At 38.4% G+C, this 18,446-nt stretch carries 16 protein-coding genes; all 16 read left to right on the top strand.

Annotated features, from left to right (window positions below; genetic code table 11):
* The first annotated feature begins 58 nt into the window (after window positions 1-58).
* On the top strand, window positions 59-2,638 hold the full coding sequence (topA, locus tag AC106S_RS12820; protein WP_482439610.1) for a type I DNA topoisomerase: 2,580 nt from the start codon (window positions 59-61) through the stop codon (window positions 2,636-2,638).
* A gap of 147 nt (window positions 2,639-2,785) precedes the next feature.
* Window positions 2,786-3,853: a formimidoylglutamase gene (locus tag AC106S_RS12815; RefSeq protein WP_482439609.1), complete on the top strand. Its 1,068-nt coding sequence runs from the start codon at window positions 2,786-2,788 to the stop codon at window positions 3,851-3,853.
* A gap of 15 nt (window positions 3,854-3,868) precedes the next feature.
* The gene (locus AC106S_RS12810; RefSeq protein ID WP_482439608.1) at window positions 3,869-4,645 is read left to right on the top strand and encodes an SGNH/GDSL hydrolase family protein; all 777 of its coding nucleotides are present in this window, start codon (window positions 3,869-3,871) and stop codon (window positions 4,643-4,645) included.
* Window positions 4,642-5,628: a glycosyltransferase family 2 protein gene (locus AC106S_RS12805; RefSeq protein ID WP_482439607.1), complete on the top strand. Its 987-nt coding sequence runs from the start codon at window positions 4,642-4,644 to the stop codon at window positions 5,626-5,628. The genes AC106S_RS12810 and AC106S_RS12805 overlap by 4 nt, the downstream gene beginning before the upstream one ends.
* A 110-nt stretch (window positions 5,629-5,738) precedes the next feature.
* Window positions 5,739-6,866: a glycosyltransferase family 4 protein gene (locus tag AC106S_RS12800; RefSeq protein WP_482439606.1), complete on the top strand. Its 1,128-nt coding sequence runs from the start codon at window positions 5,739-5,741 to the stop codon at window positions 6,864-6,866.
* Between the two features lie 28 nt (window positions 6,867-6,894).
* Window positions 6,895-7,761 carry a polysaccharide biosynthesis/export family protein gene (locus tag AC106S_RS12795; protein ID WP_482439605.1) on the top strand — a complete coding sequence of 289 codons (867 nt, stop codon included), beginning with the start codon at window positions 6,895-6,897 and terminating at the stop codon, window positions 7,759-7,761.
* Window positions 7,762-7,763: 2 nt separating this feature from the next.
* Entirely contained in the window at window positions 7,764-10,265 is a 2,502-nt protein-coding gene (locus tag AC106S_RS12790) for an exopolysaccharide transport family protein (protein WP_482439604.1), read from the top strand.
* A gap of 213 nt (window positions 10,266-10,478) precedes the next feature.
* A complete protein-coding gene (porG, locus tag AC106S_RS12785; RefSeq protein ID WP_482439603.1) occupies window positions 10,479-11,369 on the top strand; it encodes a type IX secretion system protein PorG in 891 nt (296 codons plus the stop codon).
* Window positions 11,370-11,374: 5 nt separating this feature from the next.
* Window positions 11,375-12,124: an isoprenyl transferase gene (locus AC106S_RS12780; protein WP_482439602.1), complete on the top strand. Its 750-nt coding sequence runs from the start codon at window positions 11,375-11,377 to the stop codon at window positions 12,122-12,124.
* A gap of 28 nt (window positions 12,125-12,152) precedes the next feature.
* On the top strand, window positions 12,153-14,690 hold the full coding sequence (gene bamA, locus AC106S_RS12775; protein ID WP_482439601.1) for an outer membrane protein assembly factor BamA: 2,538 nt from the start codon (window positions 12,153-12,155) through the stop codon (window positions 14,688-14,690).
* Between the two features lie 10 nt (window positions 14,691-14,700).
* A complete protein-coding gene (locus AC106S_RS12770) occupies window positions 14,701-15,252 on the top strand; it encodes an OmpH/Skp family outer membrane protein (RefSeq protein ID WP_482439600.1) in 552 nt (183 codons plus the stop codon).
* 67 nt (window positions 15,253-15,319) lie between these two features.
* Entirely contained in the window at window positions 15,320-15,823 is a 504-nt protein-coding gene (locus tag AC106S_RS12765) for an OmpH/Skp family outer membrane protein (protein ID WP_482439599.1), read from the top strand.
* Between the two features lie 67 nt (window positions 15,824-15,890).
* Window positions 15,891-16,376 carry an acyl-CoA thioesterase gene (locus tag AC106S_RS12760; RefSeq protein ID WP_482439598.1) on the top strand — a complete coding sequence of 162 codons (486 nt, stop codon included), beginning with the start codon at window positions 15,891-15,893 and terminating at the stop codon, window positions 16,374-16,376.
* A 45-nt stretch (window positions 16,377-16,421) separates the two neighbouring features.
* A complete protein-coding gene (gene rfbD, locus AC106S_RS12755) occupies window positions 16,422-17,282 on the top strand; it encodes a dTDP-4-dehydrorhamnose reductase (protein ID WP_482439597.1) in 861 nt (286 codons plus the stop codon).
* A 10-nt stretch (window positions 17,283-17,292) separates the two neighbouring features.
* The gene (locus tag AC106S_RS12750) at window positions 17,293-17,973 is read left to right on the top strand and encodes a hypothetical protein (RefSeq protein ID WP_482439596.1); all 681 of its coding nucleotides are present in this window, start codon (window positions 17,293-17,295) and stop codon (window positions 17,971-17,973) included.
* Window positions 17,974-18,225: 252 nt separating this feature from the next.
* The coding region (locus tag AC106S_RS12745) for a hypothetical protein (protein ID WP_482439595.1) at window positions 18,226-18,446 on the top strand (221 nt) is incomplete at its 3' end.

Below are 18,446 nucleotides of genomic sequence, written 5' to 3'. Positions count from 1 at the left end.
AACTGATATAACAAAATGTATATAATAAAAAAGCTTTACTTTTGCAAAAATTTTTAGAATGTCGAAAAATTTAGTAATCGTAGAGTCTCCGGCAAAAGCAAAAACTATTCAGAAATATTTAGGAAAGGATTTTGACGTGAAATCCAGTTTCGGACACATCCGTGATCTGCCTAAAAAAGGAATGGGAATAGACCTTGCCACCTTTGATCCGGATTACGAGGTTTCTGCAGACAAAAAGAAATTGGTAACCGAACTGAAAGCAGCAGTAAAGAAAGCCGAAATGGTATGGCTGGCTTCCGATGAAGACCGCGAAGGAGAAGCCATTGCATGGCATCTGGCAGATGAACTGAAGCTAAAGCCTGAAAACAGAAAAAGAATTGTTTTCCACGAGATTACTAAAAATGCCATTCTAAAAGCAATTGAAAATCCGAGAGATATTGATCAGAATCTTGTTAATGCCCAACAGGCTAGAAGAGTACTGGACAGAATCGTAGGTTTTGAAATGTCTCCTGTACTCTGGAAAAAAGTAAAACCGGGATTATCTGCCGGAAGAGTACAGTCTGTTGCCGTAAGATTAATCGTTGAAAGAGAAAAAGAGATCCGTGAGTTTGTTCCGAAAGCGAGTTTCAAACTGGACGGCATCTTCCTAAATAAAACAGAGCAGGAAATTGCTGCCAGACTAAAAAAAGATTTCGAAAAGGAAGAAGAAGCTGAAAAATTTCTGGAACAGGCAAGAACAGCAGAATTCAAAGTTCTGAATGTTGAAACAAGACCCGGAACCCGTTCTGCGTCTGCACCATTTACCACATCTACCCTGCAGCAGGAAGCTTCCTCCAGATTAGGATATAATGTGACCAATACCATGCGTCTGGCACAAAGGCTGTATGAGGAAGGGTATATTACCTATATGAGAACAGACTCTGTGAATCTTTCCCAGGAAGCTATTGAAGGAGCTAAAAAACAGATCACGTCAGAATACGGAGCAGAATATTCTTCACCGAGAAACTATACCACTAAATCGGCATCGGCGCAGGAAGCTCACGAAGCGATCCGTCCTACGGATTTCGGGGTGAAAAGTATTGGTGATGCCCAGCTGAATAAATTATACCAGTTAATTTACAGAAGAACACTGGCTTCCCAGATGGCGAATGCCAAAATTGAGAAGACGGTTATTGAAATAGGAAATGCTTCACTTTCGCAAAGCTTTGAAGCACAGGGAGAAGTAATTATTTTTGACGGATTCCTGAAAGCTTACGGAATCGTGAAAACAGAAGATGATGATGAGGAAAACAACGAAAAACTACTTCCAAAAGTAAAAGTAGGTGAGGTTTTAAACTATAAAACAATCACGGCATCTGAGAAATTTACCAAGCCAAGTGCACGATATACGGAAGCAGGGCTGGTAAGAAAACTTGAAGAGCTGGGAATTGGCCGTCCTTCTACTTATGCACCGACTATTCAGACCATTCAGAATAGAGAATATGTGGATAAGCGTGAGATTGAGCCGCAGATCCGGGAGGTCATCAGAATGACTTTAACGCAGGATAAGATCAAAAAAGCAGTTCTTGAAGAAAAATTCGGAGGAGATAAAAATAAATTTGTTCCGACAGATATAGGGGAGGTGGTTAATGATTTCCTTACCGATAATTTTAAAGAAATCCTGGATTACGGATTCACGGCAAGAGTGGAAGAAGGATTCGATGAGATTGCCAATGGAGATCAGAAATGGAAGGAAATGATGACGGATTTCTATTCAAAATTCCATCCGAGAATTGAAGATGTAGAAGAAAATGCAGACCGTGCCACAGGAGACAGGCTGTTAGGAGTAGATCCGAAAACAGGTAAAAATGTTCATGCAAGGATCGGCAGATTTGGAGCCATGATTCAGATCGGGGAAACCGATGATGAAGAAAAACCGGTATTTGCATCCCTGATGGCGGGACAGAATATAGCCACGATCACTTTTGAAGAAGCTTTGGAACTGTTCAAACTTCCTTTCGATCTGAATGAATTTGAAGGACAGGCGGTTTCTGTGGGAGTCGGAAGATTCGGACCTTATGTAAAATGGGGCGAAACGTTCATCAGCATTCCGAAGGGGGAAGATCCGTTATCCGTTGATCAGGCGAGAGCTGAAGAGATCATTCATGAAAAGAAAAAAGCAGACGCACCGATTGCGACTTATAAAGGGGAACCGGTAACGAAAGGTTCAGGAAGATTCGGCCCGTTCATCAAATACAGGGATATTTTTGTGAACGTTCCTAAAAAGTATAATTTTGACAATCTTTCCCAGAGCGACATCAATGAATTGATCGATGCCAAGCTGGAAAAAGAAGCCAACAGATATATCCAACAGTGGGAAAAAGAAAAAATTTCCATTGAAAACGGAAGATGGGGCCCGTTCGTAAAGTTCGGAAAAGCCATGTTCAAAATTCCGAAGAAAAAGGACGATACCAAGTACGAGGCTGAAGAACTGAAAGAAGTTTCTCTGGATGAAGTGAAAAAATGGATCACCGATCAGGATAAAAACGCTTTTGCAGAAAAGAAGAAGCCGGCAGCGAAAAAAACAGCAACAGCTAAAAAGACGACCGCAGCCAAGAAAACCACAGCTGTGAAAAAGCCGGCTGCTAAGAAGAAATAAACATAAAATAATGATACGAAGCCGTTAACAGCAGTGTTGACGGCTTTTTTTGTCAATAAACCAAGACTTCATACAGACTTGCAGCGGTTTTTTTGTATGTTTGCCGTATCAACAAAGTATCACTTTTCACAATTTTTGGATTACAATATGGATTTTGAAGATTTTATCATTTCACCAAGAAATTTCAAAACAGAAAGCTGGCAGATTGGCAGCAGGATCACAAAAAATATAAAAGAAGACAGCATTGTTCTTCTCTTTGTATCTGATTACAGAGGGGTGGATGGTGATGCCGAGGTACAGGATTTTACAGCGATAAGAAAAGAGTTTTATAAGCTTTCGCAACTTGATTTTGAAATTCCGGTGGTAGATCTTGGAGATCTGGTATCTGGAAAGTCGGTTCAGGATACCCATTACATTCTGCAGGAAGTTCTTTCTGCCTGCCATTATAAAAGAGCGCTTCCGGTGATCATCGGAGGTTCCAACGATTTTGCCTTTTCACTGTTTTCAACGCTGAATTTTCATCAGAAAAATATCAGTTATACCCAGATCAGCAATATTATCTCTCTTCAGCAGGGAGAAAAAATCAATGAATATACATTCTTAGGAAAGATTTTAGGTTCCAAAAATTTTTCTATTAAGAATTATCACCATTTAGGGTATCAGAAACATCTTAATGAAGCGGATTCTGTGAAACTGATCAAAGAAGTCCAGTTTGATATTATCCGTCTGGCAGAAATGATGAATTCCACAGAGAAAACAGAGCCTTTCTTCAGAAAAGCCGATCTGGTAACCGTAAACTGTGATGCCATTGAAAGCTTTGGTGAGCCTTTCTCTGTAAACCCACAGGTAAACGGGCTGAACCGGAGAGAAATCTGTGCCTATATGAAAGAAATAGGACTGAGCAGCAACCTGAAAGCCGTAGGAATTTTTAATTATAATATCTATACCGAAAACCAGCTGAACCATCAGCTATTGGCACAGATGATCTGGTATCTTATCGAAGGGATCAATATCCAGAGATCGCATCCGAAGGAAAGGCATTACGAAATGTTTTATGTCCTGATTGGAGAAGATCAGTACGCATTTAAGCGGGATACATTCAGTAATTTGTGGTATTTCGGCGACGATGAGAATATAGAAAACTGTATTCCCTGTTCAAAAAGAGATTTTGAAGAAGCAAAAAGAGGAATGCTTAATCCCAGGCTGACCTTTTAATATCCATACACACAGATGAAAAAAAAGATTTTAATTATTGCCGTACTGCTCATCGGGCTCTTCTGTACAGCTTATTTCTGGAATAAATACTCCTATGCTGATCAGGAAAAATATTTTACTTCCGACACAAAACCCGAGAATGGGCTTCAGATAGGAATTATCGGAGACAGCTGGGTTGTCCGGCAGAATCTGGATTCTCTTCTTGAAACCAAACTTATGGAACAGGGAATCCATGCCGAAGTGTATGCATCCGGAAATCCGGGGGCAAAGACTAAGCGTATTTATGAAAACCTCTTCAAAAACAGGAAAGAAGAGTTCTCTTCCAAAGAAGTTATTGAGAAAAAGCCGGATTACTGTATCATTATTGCCGGTGTAAATGATGCTGCCACTCACGTCGGTCCGGATTTTTATACCCACCATATGGTGATGATGATCAGTACACTGCTGCATTATGGTATTAAACCGGTTGTGATCCCCCTTCCTGAATTTGGTCTTAAAGAAGATTCTGAAAGAAAAAATATCCTGAGCAGCCTGAGCAATAAAGGTGCTGAACTTGTTCTGAATAACGGTAAGGAATTTGAGATCAAAGATTACCGGAACGCGCTTCTGAAAGCACTAAAACAAAACGGCCTGGAAAACAGGATTGTTCTCCTGAATTTCGATGAAGTAAGCTCTGATTTTAATAAAGACAGAGGATTGTATGCAGACCCGCTTCACCTGAATGAACAGGGATATCAGAAGTTCAGCGATTTTCTTGCTGAAAGTATAGTCAACCTACAAAACAACCGATGAAAGTTACCGTTATTGTTCCCATATACAACGTTGAAAATTATCTGGCAAAATGTCTGGATTCCTTAGTGAACCAGAGTCTTCAGGATATAGAGATCCTTGCCGTGAATGACGGCAGTACTGATGGTTCAGAAAAGATTATTCAGGATTATGCTGAAAGGTTTCCAGTAAAGATAAAAGCATTTACCAAAGAAAACGGAGGCCTCAGTGATGCCCGGAATTTCGGAATAGAAAGAGCTTCAGGTGAATATCTAGGTTTTGTAGACAGTGATGATTATGTGAAGGAAACCATGTTTGAAGAAATGGTGCAGCTGGCGGAAAAACATGATGCCAAAATGGTGATCTGCAATATTCAGAAAGTGGATCAGAACGGAAAAATCACCCAGAAGCTGACGCAGCTCCCCAATATGCCTGAAAAAATTATACTGGAAGATCATTTTCCGGTATTTTCGGATCTCAGCTACTTTGCCTGTAACAAGCTCTTTAAAAAAGAACTTTTTCAGCAGAAAAGATTCAAAAAAGGAGTCCATTTTGAAGATATTCAGCTTATTCCGCAGCTGTTGCTGGAATGCAGTGTCATTGCACAGACCCAGAATTTCCATTACCAGTATCTGGAGCGTACCGATTCAATCACCAAAACCCATACGGAAAAAGGAATTGATATTCTGAAAGCGGTAAAAGATGTAGAAAACGTTTTTGAAAAATCAGGGTATTCCCATAAAAGAAAAGAACTGAAGAATTTTCAGATTTTTGAGGGAGTCTATTCTTTTCTGGCCTACCTTGCTTACGTGAAAGATGAAGCGGTTTTTTATAAAATGGCTGATGATCTGACAGTTTTCATGAAGGAAAGGGAAATAAAAATTCAAGATATATTGAGGTATAGTCGTTTTGGTAAGAATTATCTTTTATCTTTGCCACTGAAAAAAAAGATTTTTTATCTGTTGTTTTTTGCAGGACAGAAGAAATTGATAAGAAAATTGATCTAAACACAAATGCAGGTACAATTGTTTCGGGCAGTAAAACTTTAACGAACGGATTTTGTAATCTCTTGTCATTGTTTTCATTAGAGGCGATATGTGCTTTGAAAAGGAAAAAAATGAAGAATTTTGAATTGTTCTTAAGCGAATCGGGGATTTCTATTTTTTATGTGAAAATAGGGTTGGGTTTCGTATTCTCTTTTTTAATTACTTTTTTCTCCATTCCCACCATAGTGAAGATTTCCAGAAGGAAAAATCTGATGGATGAGCCGGGAGTGAGAAGTTCACATCTCAGGAAAGTTCCTAATTTAGGAGGAATTGCTATTTTTTATTCCATCGGGATCTGCGCATCCATCTTTGCATACGAGCTTTTTGATCTCTATAAATTCCTTTTTGCCTCACTGATCATTCTCCTGTATATCGGGGTGATGGATGATATTGTGGTGATGAGGGCCTATAAGAAACTTGTAGCTCAGATCGTTGTATCGTCATTGGTGGTCATTGGTTCGGATATCCGGATCAGAAGCTTATTCGGGATATTCGGGATCTATGAACTGGGATATCTGGTAAGTATACTATTCAGCATCATTACTTTTATTGTACTGATCAATGCTTTTAACCTTATTGATGGTATAGACGGGCTGGCCGGAGGATATTCTGTGATCTGCAGCGGTCTGTTCGGGATCAGTTATTACAGGTTGGGAGAATACAATTATCCGCTGGTTGTTCTTTCTGTTGTTATTATCGGAACCGTTCTGGCATTTCTGTATTACAACCTTTCCAATTACAGGACCAATAAAATATTCATGGGAGATACGGGTTCTATGCTCCTGGGGTTTCTCCTGGCATTTACCTCCATCTGTTTCATTGATATTTTTATAGATAAGGAACTTCCGAATATTCCGAGGTACCATCTGCAGTCGGCACCGGCTGTTGCAGTAGCAATTCTCATTCTGCCGATCGTAGATACACTGAATGTAATTATTGTGAGACTTTGTAACAAAAAATCACCTTTTGATGCAGATAAGAACCATATCCACCATAAGTTGCTGAAACTGGACCTTACCCATAGAAGGGCCACATTTTATATTATTGTTTATTACCTTCTTATTGTGGCGGTAGCTTATTACTTAAGACATATGAACATCAACCTGCTGTTGCTGATTATTGTTCTGCTGGGCTTTTCAGGGGCTTATCTGCCGGATCTTATCTATCGTTTACGAAATAACAAGAAAATATCAATATAATTTTTACTTTTGCATACAATATTCAAATATGATGAAGAACTTTAAGTATTTATTTTTAATATTACCCTTTTTTATTACATCCTGCATCACCAAGAAAGATGTAAGATACATGCAGCCGAGCGAAAGCCTGGTGATTAATGAAGAAGGTCTTATTCCCTACAATATTCCCGTTTACAGAATTACCAAAAATGACATTCTCAATCTTAATATTGTAACCACTCCCAAAGGAGATGCTGCTCAGTTTTATTCCAGTCTCAATACTTCCGGAGGAACAGGGGGAGGTGCAGGAAGCACGGCTCTGGCCGGAGGAAGAGCAGCCGGTGGAGGCGGATCAAGTACAGGAGGGAATATCAACTTCTATTTCAACGGATTGAAAGTAGATTCCAAAGGAGATATTAATGTATTCGGGATCGGATATATTAAAGCGGAAGGGAGAACCCTTGAAGATATTACCAAAGAACTTCAGGATAAAGTAAATGAAAACTTCCAGGAAGGAAAAGCAGAAGTAAGATTAAATACAGACGGAATTACCTATTACATTCTGGGAGACGTGGAAACAACAGGGCTTTCAGGAGAAAAAGTGGTTCATAAGAATACACTCACCATCACAGAAGCTTTGGCTATTAACGGTGGATTAAACAGAACGGTAGACCGTAAAAACATCGTTATTCACAGAAAATTTCCGGAAGGAATTAAAAAAGCTCAGATAGACCTTACCCGTGAAGATATTATGAACTCTCCTTATTATTATGTACAGAACGGAGATGAAATCTATCTTAATACCAGAGGAAAAAGTCTTAACGGATTCGGAAAAGATCCTGTACAGACTTTAACGACCGGAGTATCGGTGATCACCACCGCATTATCAATTTATCTCCTTCTTAAAAACCTTTAATCATGATTCCAGGTAAAGACGAAAAAATAGGGAAGAACGAGCCCCAGAAGGAGAAGTACGGATCGTTTGCATTATTTGATGTTGAGCATTTTCTCAGACGTATACTTAAGAACTGGTACTGGTTTGTTTTCATGCTGTTCCTCGGATATGCTATCTCATGGGTATACAGCAAATATTACGCGCAGAATATTTTTGCCTCAGACCTTTCTCTGAGTATTTCCAATAATACATCAAGTTATTTTACACCCAATCAGTCCATCAACTTTATTTGGGGACAGAGCGGGAATCAGGATGGAATTTATCTTAAAAAGATGCTTCTTTCCAGATCCCATAACGAATTTCTGGTAAAAGAACTGGATCTTTTCACGAATTATTCTACCAAAGGGTTAATCAAATCAACCTATATCGATAAAACAGATTCTCCGGTATTCCTGCAGATTGATAAAAAACACCTTCAGCAGGTTAATTACCCGATTACCCTGATTCCGAAGGGTGGAGATTCTTTCGAAGTGGTTCTTCCTGAAGAAGGCCAGTCTACCAGTTTGTACAATTATGAAACCGAAGGATTCCATTCCGTGAGTGCCTATGCAAGACCTGCCAATAAAATTATTAAGGTTAACGAATGGTATAATACCCCGAATCTGAGATTCAAACTGCTTAAAAACCCGGAAATTCCCAAAATTAAAGTAGATAACATTATCGTCAATCTTACTTCCATCAATCAGAGTGTGAATGAAATTGTATCAACAATAGGGGTAGATTTCGACAGGGAGATCAATACGATCATGTTTATCACCAAAAAAGGTTATAATCTTAACAGTACAGTAAACTTTCTGAATAAATCGGTTACAGAACTTCAGAAAAAAAGACTTGCAGATAAGAATATAGTTAATAAAAATACGGAACTCTACCTTCAGGGAAATCTGGATAATATCCGTAAAAAACTGGATTCAAGTGCGGCGGTTCTCAACTTCCTGAAGACATCCGAAAAGCTTTATAACATTAAAGACAGAGATGAAAAGTCACTGGAAAAGATCAAGGAACTTGAAGCAAAGAAAGCAGACCTTGTAAGCAAGATCAGCTCACTGAACAATATTAAAAATACTCTTCAGTCTCAGGATTTTGAAAAAATGATCAGCACCAATGCGGCTGGTTTTGAAGATGGATTCTTCTCGGCTTCCGTTAGCGAACTGAAAGCGCTCTACACCAAGAGAAGAGAAATGGCTACCATCTATAAGCCCAATTCGGAGCCTATGAAAGAAATCAACAGGCTTATCAATGAGGCAAGAATGGGATCATCCGGCAGCCTGAGAAATTATTATACCAGATATTATGATGAAATCAATAAGATAGACCGCCAGGTGGCAGATGCCAATTCCGATCTCATTTCATATCCGGAAAAAGAAAGAAAATATCTGGATGCTGAAAGAGGGTATAACATGATTGAAGCAACCTACAACAGCCTTTTGGGAAGACAGAACGAAGCTCAGATGAAGGTGGCTACCAATCAGTCTGATATTACAGTGATTGACCCGGCCAAGAATCTTGGGCAGGCTCCGATCGGACCCAACGTAAAAGGTATAAAAATGGCCATCATGATGGGACTGTTGCTGCTTCCGATGGTATTTATCCTGATTGGGGAAGTGCTGGATAACAAGATCCGTAACATTAAAGAACTGTTGAGTGCAACCAAAATTCCTCTTCTGGGCGTAATTGGAAACAATACCAATGAGAATATGCTGACTGTTCTTGAACAGCCTAAATCATCCGTGTCAGAAGCATTCCGTGGCATCAGGGCCAATATGAGATTCCTGATGGAAGGCAACGAAAACGGAAACGGAAAAATTATTCTGGTAACTTCATCCATCGGAGGAGAAGGAAAAACATATGTTTCCATCAACCTGGCATCAGTAATAGGTCTCAGCGATAAAAAGACCATTCTTCTGGGAATGGACCTTAGAAAACCTAAAATTTTCGGAGACTTCAATATTGATAATAAATATGGTATTTCAAATTACCTTACAGGAGAAGTAGATATAGATCAGATCATCAATAAAACCAGGATCCCGAATCTGGATGTTGCCACATCAGGACCTATTCCGCCTAACCCGTCGGAACTTCTGATGAGTGAAAGCAATATCAGATTTATAAATGAACTGAAAAAAAGATATGATTTCATCATCATCGACTCTCCGCCGGTGGGACTTGTTGCAGATTCTTATGAATTAATGAAATATTCGGATGCCAATATCTATGTGGTACGCCATGAATATACCGAAAAATATATGCTGAAGATGATCACGGAAAAATACCATGCCAATGAGATCAGCCATCTTGGACTTATTTATAACGATTATAATACCAAGCAGGGCTACGGTTATGGATACGGATACGGCTACGGATATGGCTATGGCTACGGATATTTTGATGAAGATAAAAACTATAAAGAACCTCTGCTGATAAAAATAAGGAATAAGGTACAGACAATATTTAATAAAAAATAAAGTGATAAACCCTCATCCATTGGGGGTTTCTTTATATTTTAAGTAATTGAATTCTGTGAAAAAAAGAATATTTTCGTTACTTTGCCGTTTACTTTATAACAAATTATGTTTTTTTGTTTATTTTTAACTAAACATTAAGAATATCATTAATATAAAAATGTTTTATATTTGCAAAAATTAAATTTTAAAATAACCATAAATCCATATTCTTTTATGAATAAAAAATTATTGTTTAGCTTCCTTGCCTTCCTCGGAATGGTAAGTGTTAAAGCACAAAGAAATGAATTGGGAGTTCGCCTGGGGATGAGTAATCTTGTAGGGGACGTAGGGAGAACCAATTATATTTTACAAAAGCCATTGGATTTAGACAGAGTGTCAGAATGGGGCTTTCCGTTTTATGGAGGCATTTTATATAGATTTAATTTTAACCCGCATCAGACTGTGAGATTGGATCTGGGATATAATCAGGTTCAGTTCAATGATAAAGCGGCAAAAGAAGAATACAGAGTGAAAAGAAACTCTTACGGAAAAAACAATGTATACGAGGCAAGCTTAATGTTCGAATACAACTTTTTTCCTGTAAATAACGAGCAGCTGAGCATGGTAAGCCCATACATCTTCGGAGGTATCGGTGCTTTGATGTTTGACGCTCCTAAAGCAACCCTTGTGAACGACTTCAGAAGAGATGCAGACGGAGTGGCGCAGGCTCCTCTCAACGAATTAGACTTCAAAACTACCGAAGAATATTCATTGGGGAAAAAAGTGACAATGCATATTCCTTTTGGAGTAGGATTGAAATATAAGTTTAACCATAACTGGGCAATCTTTGCGGAGGCTACATTCAGATATACCCTGACTGATCAGCTGGATCACAGTAAAATATTATCAGAAGATGTGAAGTCTTCTTTTAATGCAGATATACTGGATCCTGCTACCGGCGGTTCACTGCTGCAGTCCGGAAATTATTATGCCGTTTCCAAAGAAAGAGAGAAAGAGTTTATCGGAAAAAGAAATATTGGTGACGGAAGATCCAAAGACTGGATGAATACTTTCAGCTTAGGACTTACGTACTCTTTCGGAAGACCTCCTTGTTATTGTGATTAATGGATATGTCGTTGATTAAAGATAAAATAAATTCTGAGAATTTACCAAAACATGTAGCCATCATTATGGATGGCAATGGAAGATGGGCAAAATCCCGTGGCGAAGAAAGAACTTTCGGTCACAAAAATGCCATTAATGCAGTAAGAAATGCCATTAATGCCTGCAATGAGATCAATATACCCTATTTAACACTCTACACATTTTCATCCGAAAATTGGAGCCGCCCCACAGAAGAAGTCAATACCCTGATGAATCTGCTGGTGGAAACCCTGTTGCTGGAAGCCGACGAGATCTTCAGCAAAGGATTGAGAATGCACGTGATAGGAAATCTGGATAAACTTCCTCTCCTTGTGAAAGAACAGCTTGAACGTGTAGTAGAGCTTACCAAAGAAAACACAAAAGGAAATTTAGTATTGGCAATAAGCTACGGATCCCAGAGTGAAATCCTGGAAGCCGTGAAAAATATAAGTTCTGATGTGAAAGAAGGAAAAATAGAGACAGAAAATATTGACGAAAAACTGTTTGAAAGCTATCTCTATACCAAAAACTTTCCTCCCGTAGACCTTTTGATAAGAACCAGCGGAGAAATAAGAATAAGCAACTTCCTCCTTTGGCAGATTGCCTATGCAGAACTGCAGTTTTTAAATGTCCTATGGCCGGACTTTACCAAAGATATTTTCTTTCAGTGTATTGTAGACTATCAAAACAAAGAAAGAAGATACGGACTTACCGGCGATCAGATAAAAGCCCAATAAATTTTAAAGAAAAGAAAGACTCGATAAAATGAAGTTTAGACTATTACCCATCATAATGTTTGCTGCTTCTGCACATTTTTATGGACAAGTAACTCCTCAGGACAGTACAAAAGTAAACAGTGCTGTACATGCAGAAAATGAAGCAGGAACTTACACACTTAAGGACATTGTTGTAGATGGGGTCAAAAAATATACACCAGCTCAGATCTTACGTTTTACAGGTCTAAGTAAAGGTGAAGTTGTGGATATTCCAGGACAGAAAATCAGTAATGCTGTTAAAAAACTATGGGATACCCAGTCTTTTTCAGAAGTAGAAGTGTATGTTCAGAGCATTGAAGGACAGACTGTTGTCCTGAGATTCTATCTGGAAGACCTTAAAGACCTTGGAGAAGTAAAATTCACCGGTAAAGGCATCGGTAAATCTAAAAATGAAAAGTTCATTAAAGATAATAACCTGAAACCGGGTACCAAGATCACTCAGAACCTGATATCAAGTCTTAAGACCAAAATACCTAAAGACTATATAAAAAAGGGTTTCTCAGATGCTAAAATTACCATTCAGGATAAAGTAAATGCAAACGATCCGTCTATGGTAGACTGGACCATCAATATCGATAAAGGAAAAAGAATTAAAATCGACCATATCGAATTTGAAGGCAACCAGAGCGTTTCCGATGCTAAACTTAGAAAAAAAGCTTTCAAAGAAACCAAGCAGAAGAGATTTGGAATCGGAGGTATTCTGAAGTCTTCAAAATTTATTGAAGATAAATATCAGGAAGATAAGCAAAGCCTTATCAACTATTACAACTCATTAGGATACAGAGATGCGGCAATCGTATCCGATTCCGTATGGAGAAACAAAAGAAACAACTACGAGATCAATGTAAAACTGAATGAGGGTAAGAAATATTACATCGGAGATATTACATTCACCGGAAATACCGTATACCCTACGGAATATTTACAGAGATTATTGGGATACAAAAAAGGAGATATCTACGATGCCGTAGGTTTCAACAAAAAAGTTGGTGAAGACGGAGGTAAGGAAGACGATTCAGACATCAAGTCTGTTTATATGAATAACGGTTACCTTTTCTCCAATGTAACTCCGGTAGAAAAATCCGTATCAGGCGATGCCGTAAATCTTGAGATCAGAATCAATGAAGGAGAGCAGGCTACCTGGAATAAAGTAACATGGCAGGGGAACACAACAACCCATGACCACGTTGTACTGAGAGCTCTGAGAACAAAGCCGGGAGAACTTTTCAAAAAGACAGAAATCAAGAGAACCTACTTTGACCTGGCAGGAATGTCCTTCTTTGATCCTCAGCAGGTAGGACAGGATATTCAGCCTAATCAACAGGATAACACCGTAGATATCAACTGGAAACTGGTTGAAAAAGGAGCTTCTCAGGTACAGTTACAGGCAGGTTACGGAGGTAACAGCTTTATCGGTACACTGGGGCTTACATTCAGTAACTTCTCTCTGAGAAACTTCCTGAAATTTAAAGACTTCAAGCCGGTACCTCAGGGAGATGGCCAGACGCTGTCTATCCAGGCACAGGCAGGGCAGTACTTCCAGAACTATGGAATTTCATTTACAGAACCGTGGTTATTCGGAACAAAACAGACGGCGCTATCTGTAAGTGTGAACAATTCCAGAGTGAAATATAATGATACCTACGGAAATGCCCAGAAATTAAATATCTTCTCCGCATCAGCAGGTCTGAACAGATTGCTGAGCTGGCCCGATGATTATTTCTCATTATATACCGGAATCCAGTTTCAGAAATATAACTTTAAAAACTATCCTTTCCAGTTCGGAGATACAACAGAATATAACGGAGATGCCAATAACTTCAGTATCAACTTAGGGTTAAGCAGAAACTCTGCAGGGGTAGACCCTATTTTCCCTACAACGGGATCCAATATAGAACTTACCGCAAAGTTAACTCCTCCTTATTCCTTATTCAGCAATAAAGATTACTCCACAATGAGTCCCATCAATAAATATAAATGGATGGAATTCTACAAAATCAAATTTAAAGCTGACGTATACAACGAAATTGCAGGAAAACTCGTGCTGAGATCCTCCGCCGAAATGGGATTCATGGATGGATATAACAAACAGCTTGGAGCACCGCCTTTCGAAAGATTCTATGTAGGAGGAACCGGGCTTTTCGGGGGTAGATATGACGGTCGTGAACTTATCCCGTTAAGAGGATATGAAAATGCATCTACCTATGGTGGCGAAGCAGAAGATATTACCCAGAAGGGAGGAGGAACCATCTATAACAGATTCACCCTGGAATTAAGATATCCGATCTCAATGAGCCAGACTGCAAAAATCTACGCCCTTACTTTTGCGGAAGGTGGTAACGTATGGAACTCATGGAGCACTTACAATCCTTTCCAGCTGAAAAGATCAGTAGGAGTAGGGGTAAGAGTCTATATGGGAGCATTTGGTCTGATCGGGTTCGATTTCGCGTACGGATTTGATAAAACGATTTCCGGTACAGAACCATCCGGATGGAAAACCCACTTCCTGATGAACCAATCATTATAATTCATAAGATATGAAGAACTTTAAAATAACTTTCACATTAGTATTATTACTGCTTATTGGTTTTTCCAAAGCCCAGAAAATAGGTGTTGTGGATACTAATGAAATTCTGAATAAAATGCCTCAGTACAAAGAAGCAGAAGCAAGACTTAATGCCCAGATCGATACCTGGCAGTCTGAACTTCAGAATCTGCAGTCTGAGTACGAAAGGAAAAAAGCCGCATTTGAAAGTGAAAAGGTTCTGTTGATAGGAGATCAGCTGAAACTTAGAGAAAAAGAGGTAATGGACCTTGATAAAAATATCAAAACCACAACAAGTTTAAGATTCGGGGCCAACGGAGAAATTACAAAACTCAGAACCAATCTCGTTTTACCTTTCCAGGATCAGATCTGGGGAGCCATCAAAACAATGGCCGAGAAAAACGGATTGGGCACGGTTCTTGATAAAACAAGTAACAATGTTCTTTTTCTCCAGAAAAAGTATGATTATACCGAGAAAGTTCTTGATATTCTGTTGAAAGGAACAGAAAAAAAAGAGAAAAGTAACAGCAAAAGTAAAAAATAAAAACATCAATTAACTTTTGCTTACATTTGAAATCTAAAAAACAAATTAAATTATTTATTAACCAGTTATGAAAAAATTAAGTGTATTATTTGCAGCGGTGATGATGGTTGTATCAGTAGGTATGGCAAAAGCTCAGAAAATGGCTACTTTAGATGTATCTGCAGTTCTTAATGCAATGCCCGAAAAGAAAAAAGCTGATGCTGAACTAAAAACATTTTTAGATACTAAACAAGCCGAAATTAAGAAAAGAGTAGATGCAGGAGAAGCTAAACTAAAGCAGTATACTGAGGAGGCTCCTAAGAAAACTGCTGATGAAAACAAAGCAAGAGAAGCTGAATTAGGTAAAATCCGTGAAGAAATCGGACAAATGCAGGAAAAAGCTCAGAAAGATCTTGGAGCAAAACAGGATGCGATCTTCGGACCAATCGAAAAGAAACTGAACGATGCCGTTGAGAAAGTAGCTAAAGCCAATGGTTATGATTATATCATGGATTCAAACTCTCAGGCTTTCATTTACAAAGCAGGTATCGATGCTACTGCTGCTGTAAAAAAAGAATTAGGAATTAACTAAGAATTTAACAAAGTTTTATAAATCCTGCCGCCCCTTTTAGAGGCGGTTTTTTTTGTATTTTTGCGCTATGGAAAAAGAAGTATCAACAACGGTAAAAGTGCGTTTCAGTGATTGCGATCCGATAGGACATCTGAATAATGTGAAATATCTGGACTATATGTTCAATGCAAGAGAAGATCATGTAGAAACATTTTATGGATTTACCTATGAAGAATACACCAAGCAGACCGGCTGTACCTGGATTGCCATTCAGAATGAAATTGCCTATTTAAAAGAAGTACGGTATAATACCCAGGTAGTGATCAGCAGTAAAACCATTGAGGTGCAGGACAGAACGGCAAAAGTAGAGATTCTGATGAAAAGCCTGGACGAAAAAACAGTTCATGCCGTTTTATGGGTTACCGTGATCTACTTCAATGTAAAAACAAGAAGATCCGAAGTTCATCCGGAAGATATAAAAGAAACTTTCATGAAATTCTATGTAGATCTTGAGCAAAAAGAATTTCAGCCGAGAGTTAAATTCCTGAGATCACAGAACGCAAAAAATTCATAACAGATTAGGACCATTCCTTACCACAACCCACATATAAAGTTAAAGATGAAAAAAATCGCAGTAATAGGCAGCAACGGACAATTGGGAAATTGTATCAGAAAATTAGCCCCTGATTTCGAACATGCTTATGAGTTTATATTTACCGATTCAAAAACACTGGACATTACAGACGAAGATCAGGTTAATGATTTCTTCTACGACAATAAACCGGATTACTGTATCAATGCTTCTGCATATACAGCTGTTGACCTCGCAGAAAAAGAAAGTGAAAAAGCATTTGCCGTAAATGCATATGGAGTGGCTCATCTGGCCCAGGCATGCACAGAGTATAAAAGTATTCTGATCCATGTATCCACAGACTATGTTTTTGACGGAAATACCAATCTCCCTTATTCAGAAGATGATTTTACCGATCCAACCGGAGTGTACGGACATTCAAAAAGAAAAGGAGAAGAACTGGCGCTGGAAATCCACCCGCAGACCATTATTCTCAGAACTTCATGGCTGTATTCCGAGTTTAATAAAAACTTTGTGAAAACCATGCTCAATCTGTTCTCCCAAAAAGATGAACTGGGAATTGTAGCCGATCAGTTTGGCCAGCCTACCAATGCAAACGATCTGGCCGAAGCTATTATGGACATTATTGAAACACCTTACAAAACCTTTGGTATATTCCACTTTTCCAATTATCCCGAAACAACATGGTTCGATTTTGCAAAGAAAATAGCGGAATTCTCAAACTCTCCGGTAAAATTAAATGCACTCACTACGGAACAGTATCCCACTCCCGCCAAAAGACCGGCCAGAAGTACCATGTCTCTGGATAAAATAGAAGAAACCTATAAAATAGAACCGAAACATTGGGAAAACAGCCTGGAAGAATGTGTCAAAATCCTGATGCAATAATATAATAGATATGAAAAACTTAGTGCTTACCTTTTCTGTATTATGTGCCCAGCTGGTTTGTGCACAAAACGTATATCTGACGAAAGTGGAGAAAGTGAATGATAATACAGATAAATTTTTATACAAAAAACCGGATGCTGTTACAGATGCCCAATATTTAGGCGAAATTGATGTGCAGGGATTCTCAAAAGATGATGCCGCAGTTTTTTCAATGATTTATAAAAAGGCAAAAGAGATCGGAGCCAATTCAATTACCTTAAAACCTTTTGAAAATGTTGACGGGTCACCCCAGCCATTCAATCCTGCCAACTATAAACTCGCTTTATATTATATACCCAAAGAAAAACTGGAAGGGCAGAAAGGAATGCTTCATATATTTGCCTCTTCGGAAAAAGATCAGAAAATAAATATCAACAGAAAAGATTACATTCTTTCCCCAAGATCTTATCTGATGCTGGAAATCATTCCCGGAGAGATCTATACCATGTCAACAAAAAAATTATTAGGTTCTACCATTAAAGTTCAGCCTAAAACAGCAGAGGAGAATCTGTACTTCCAGATTTCCTCACTTCAAGTTAAATCCGATACTTCAGGAGTAGGTGGGTTAAATCTTAAATCAGGAGATATTATCGGATTGGAAAAATCTTATGCAGAGTTTTTAAGCCTGATTTATCAGCCAAAAAAACAGTAAAACGTAATTTTAAAAATTCTTCAGCAAAATAATTAAACATTAGTTTAATATTTTTCTTCCTGTATTACAGTTGTTTAGCTTTTTTTCGTTACGTGAATGTAAATTTTATGTTAACTCAACTTGTTTTGCGTTATAATAAGTTGCTATCTTTGCCCCACTGAAAACGAGAGTTGCTCAGTAAGCGCAGAAGACATTAATAATACACTATAATTAAGCAAAGACGTCTCTTAAAAACTTTAGAAAATAAAGTTTGTGAGATTTGTTAAAAAAGCTTACCTTTGCAGTCCGGTTTACCGGGAAGCGCAGGAGTTAAAGATTGAGGTTTGGAAGGATTTAAGGTTACGAAAAAAAAACTTTAAAATTTTCTTCAAAACATTTGGTCATTACGAAATAAGTTATTACTTTTGCACTCGCAAATACGGAACGAAACGACAGAAAGTAGTGAAGTATGAAAGCGGAAGATATAAAGATCA

The sequence above is a fragment of the Chryseobacterium sp. FR054 genome (assembly GCF_056844565.1).
The sequence above is the reverse complement of the archived record's forward strand: the minus strand, read 5'-3'. Positions and strand labels throughout refer to the sequence as shown.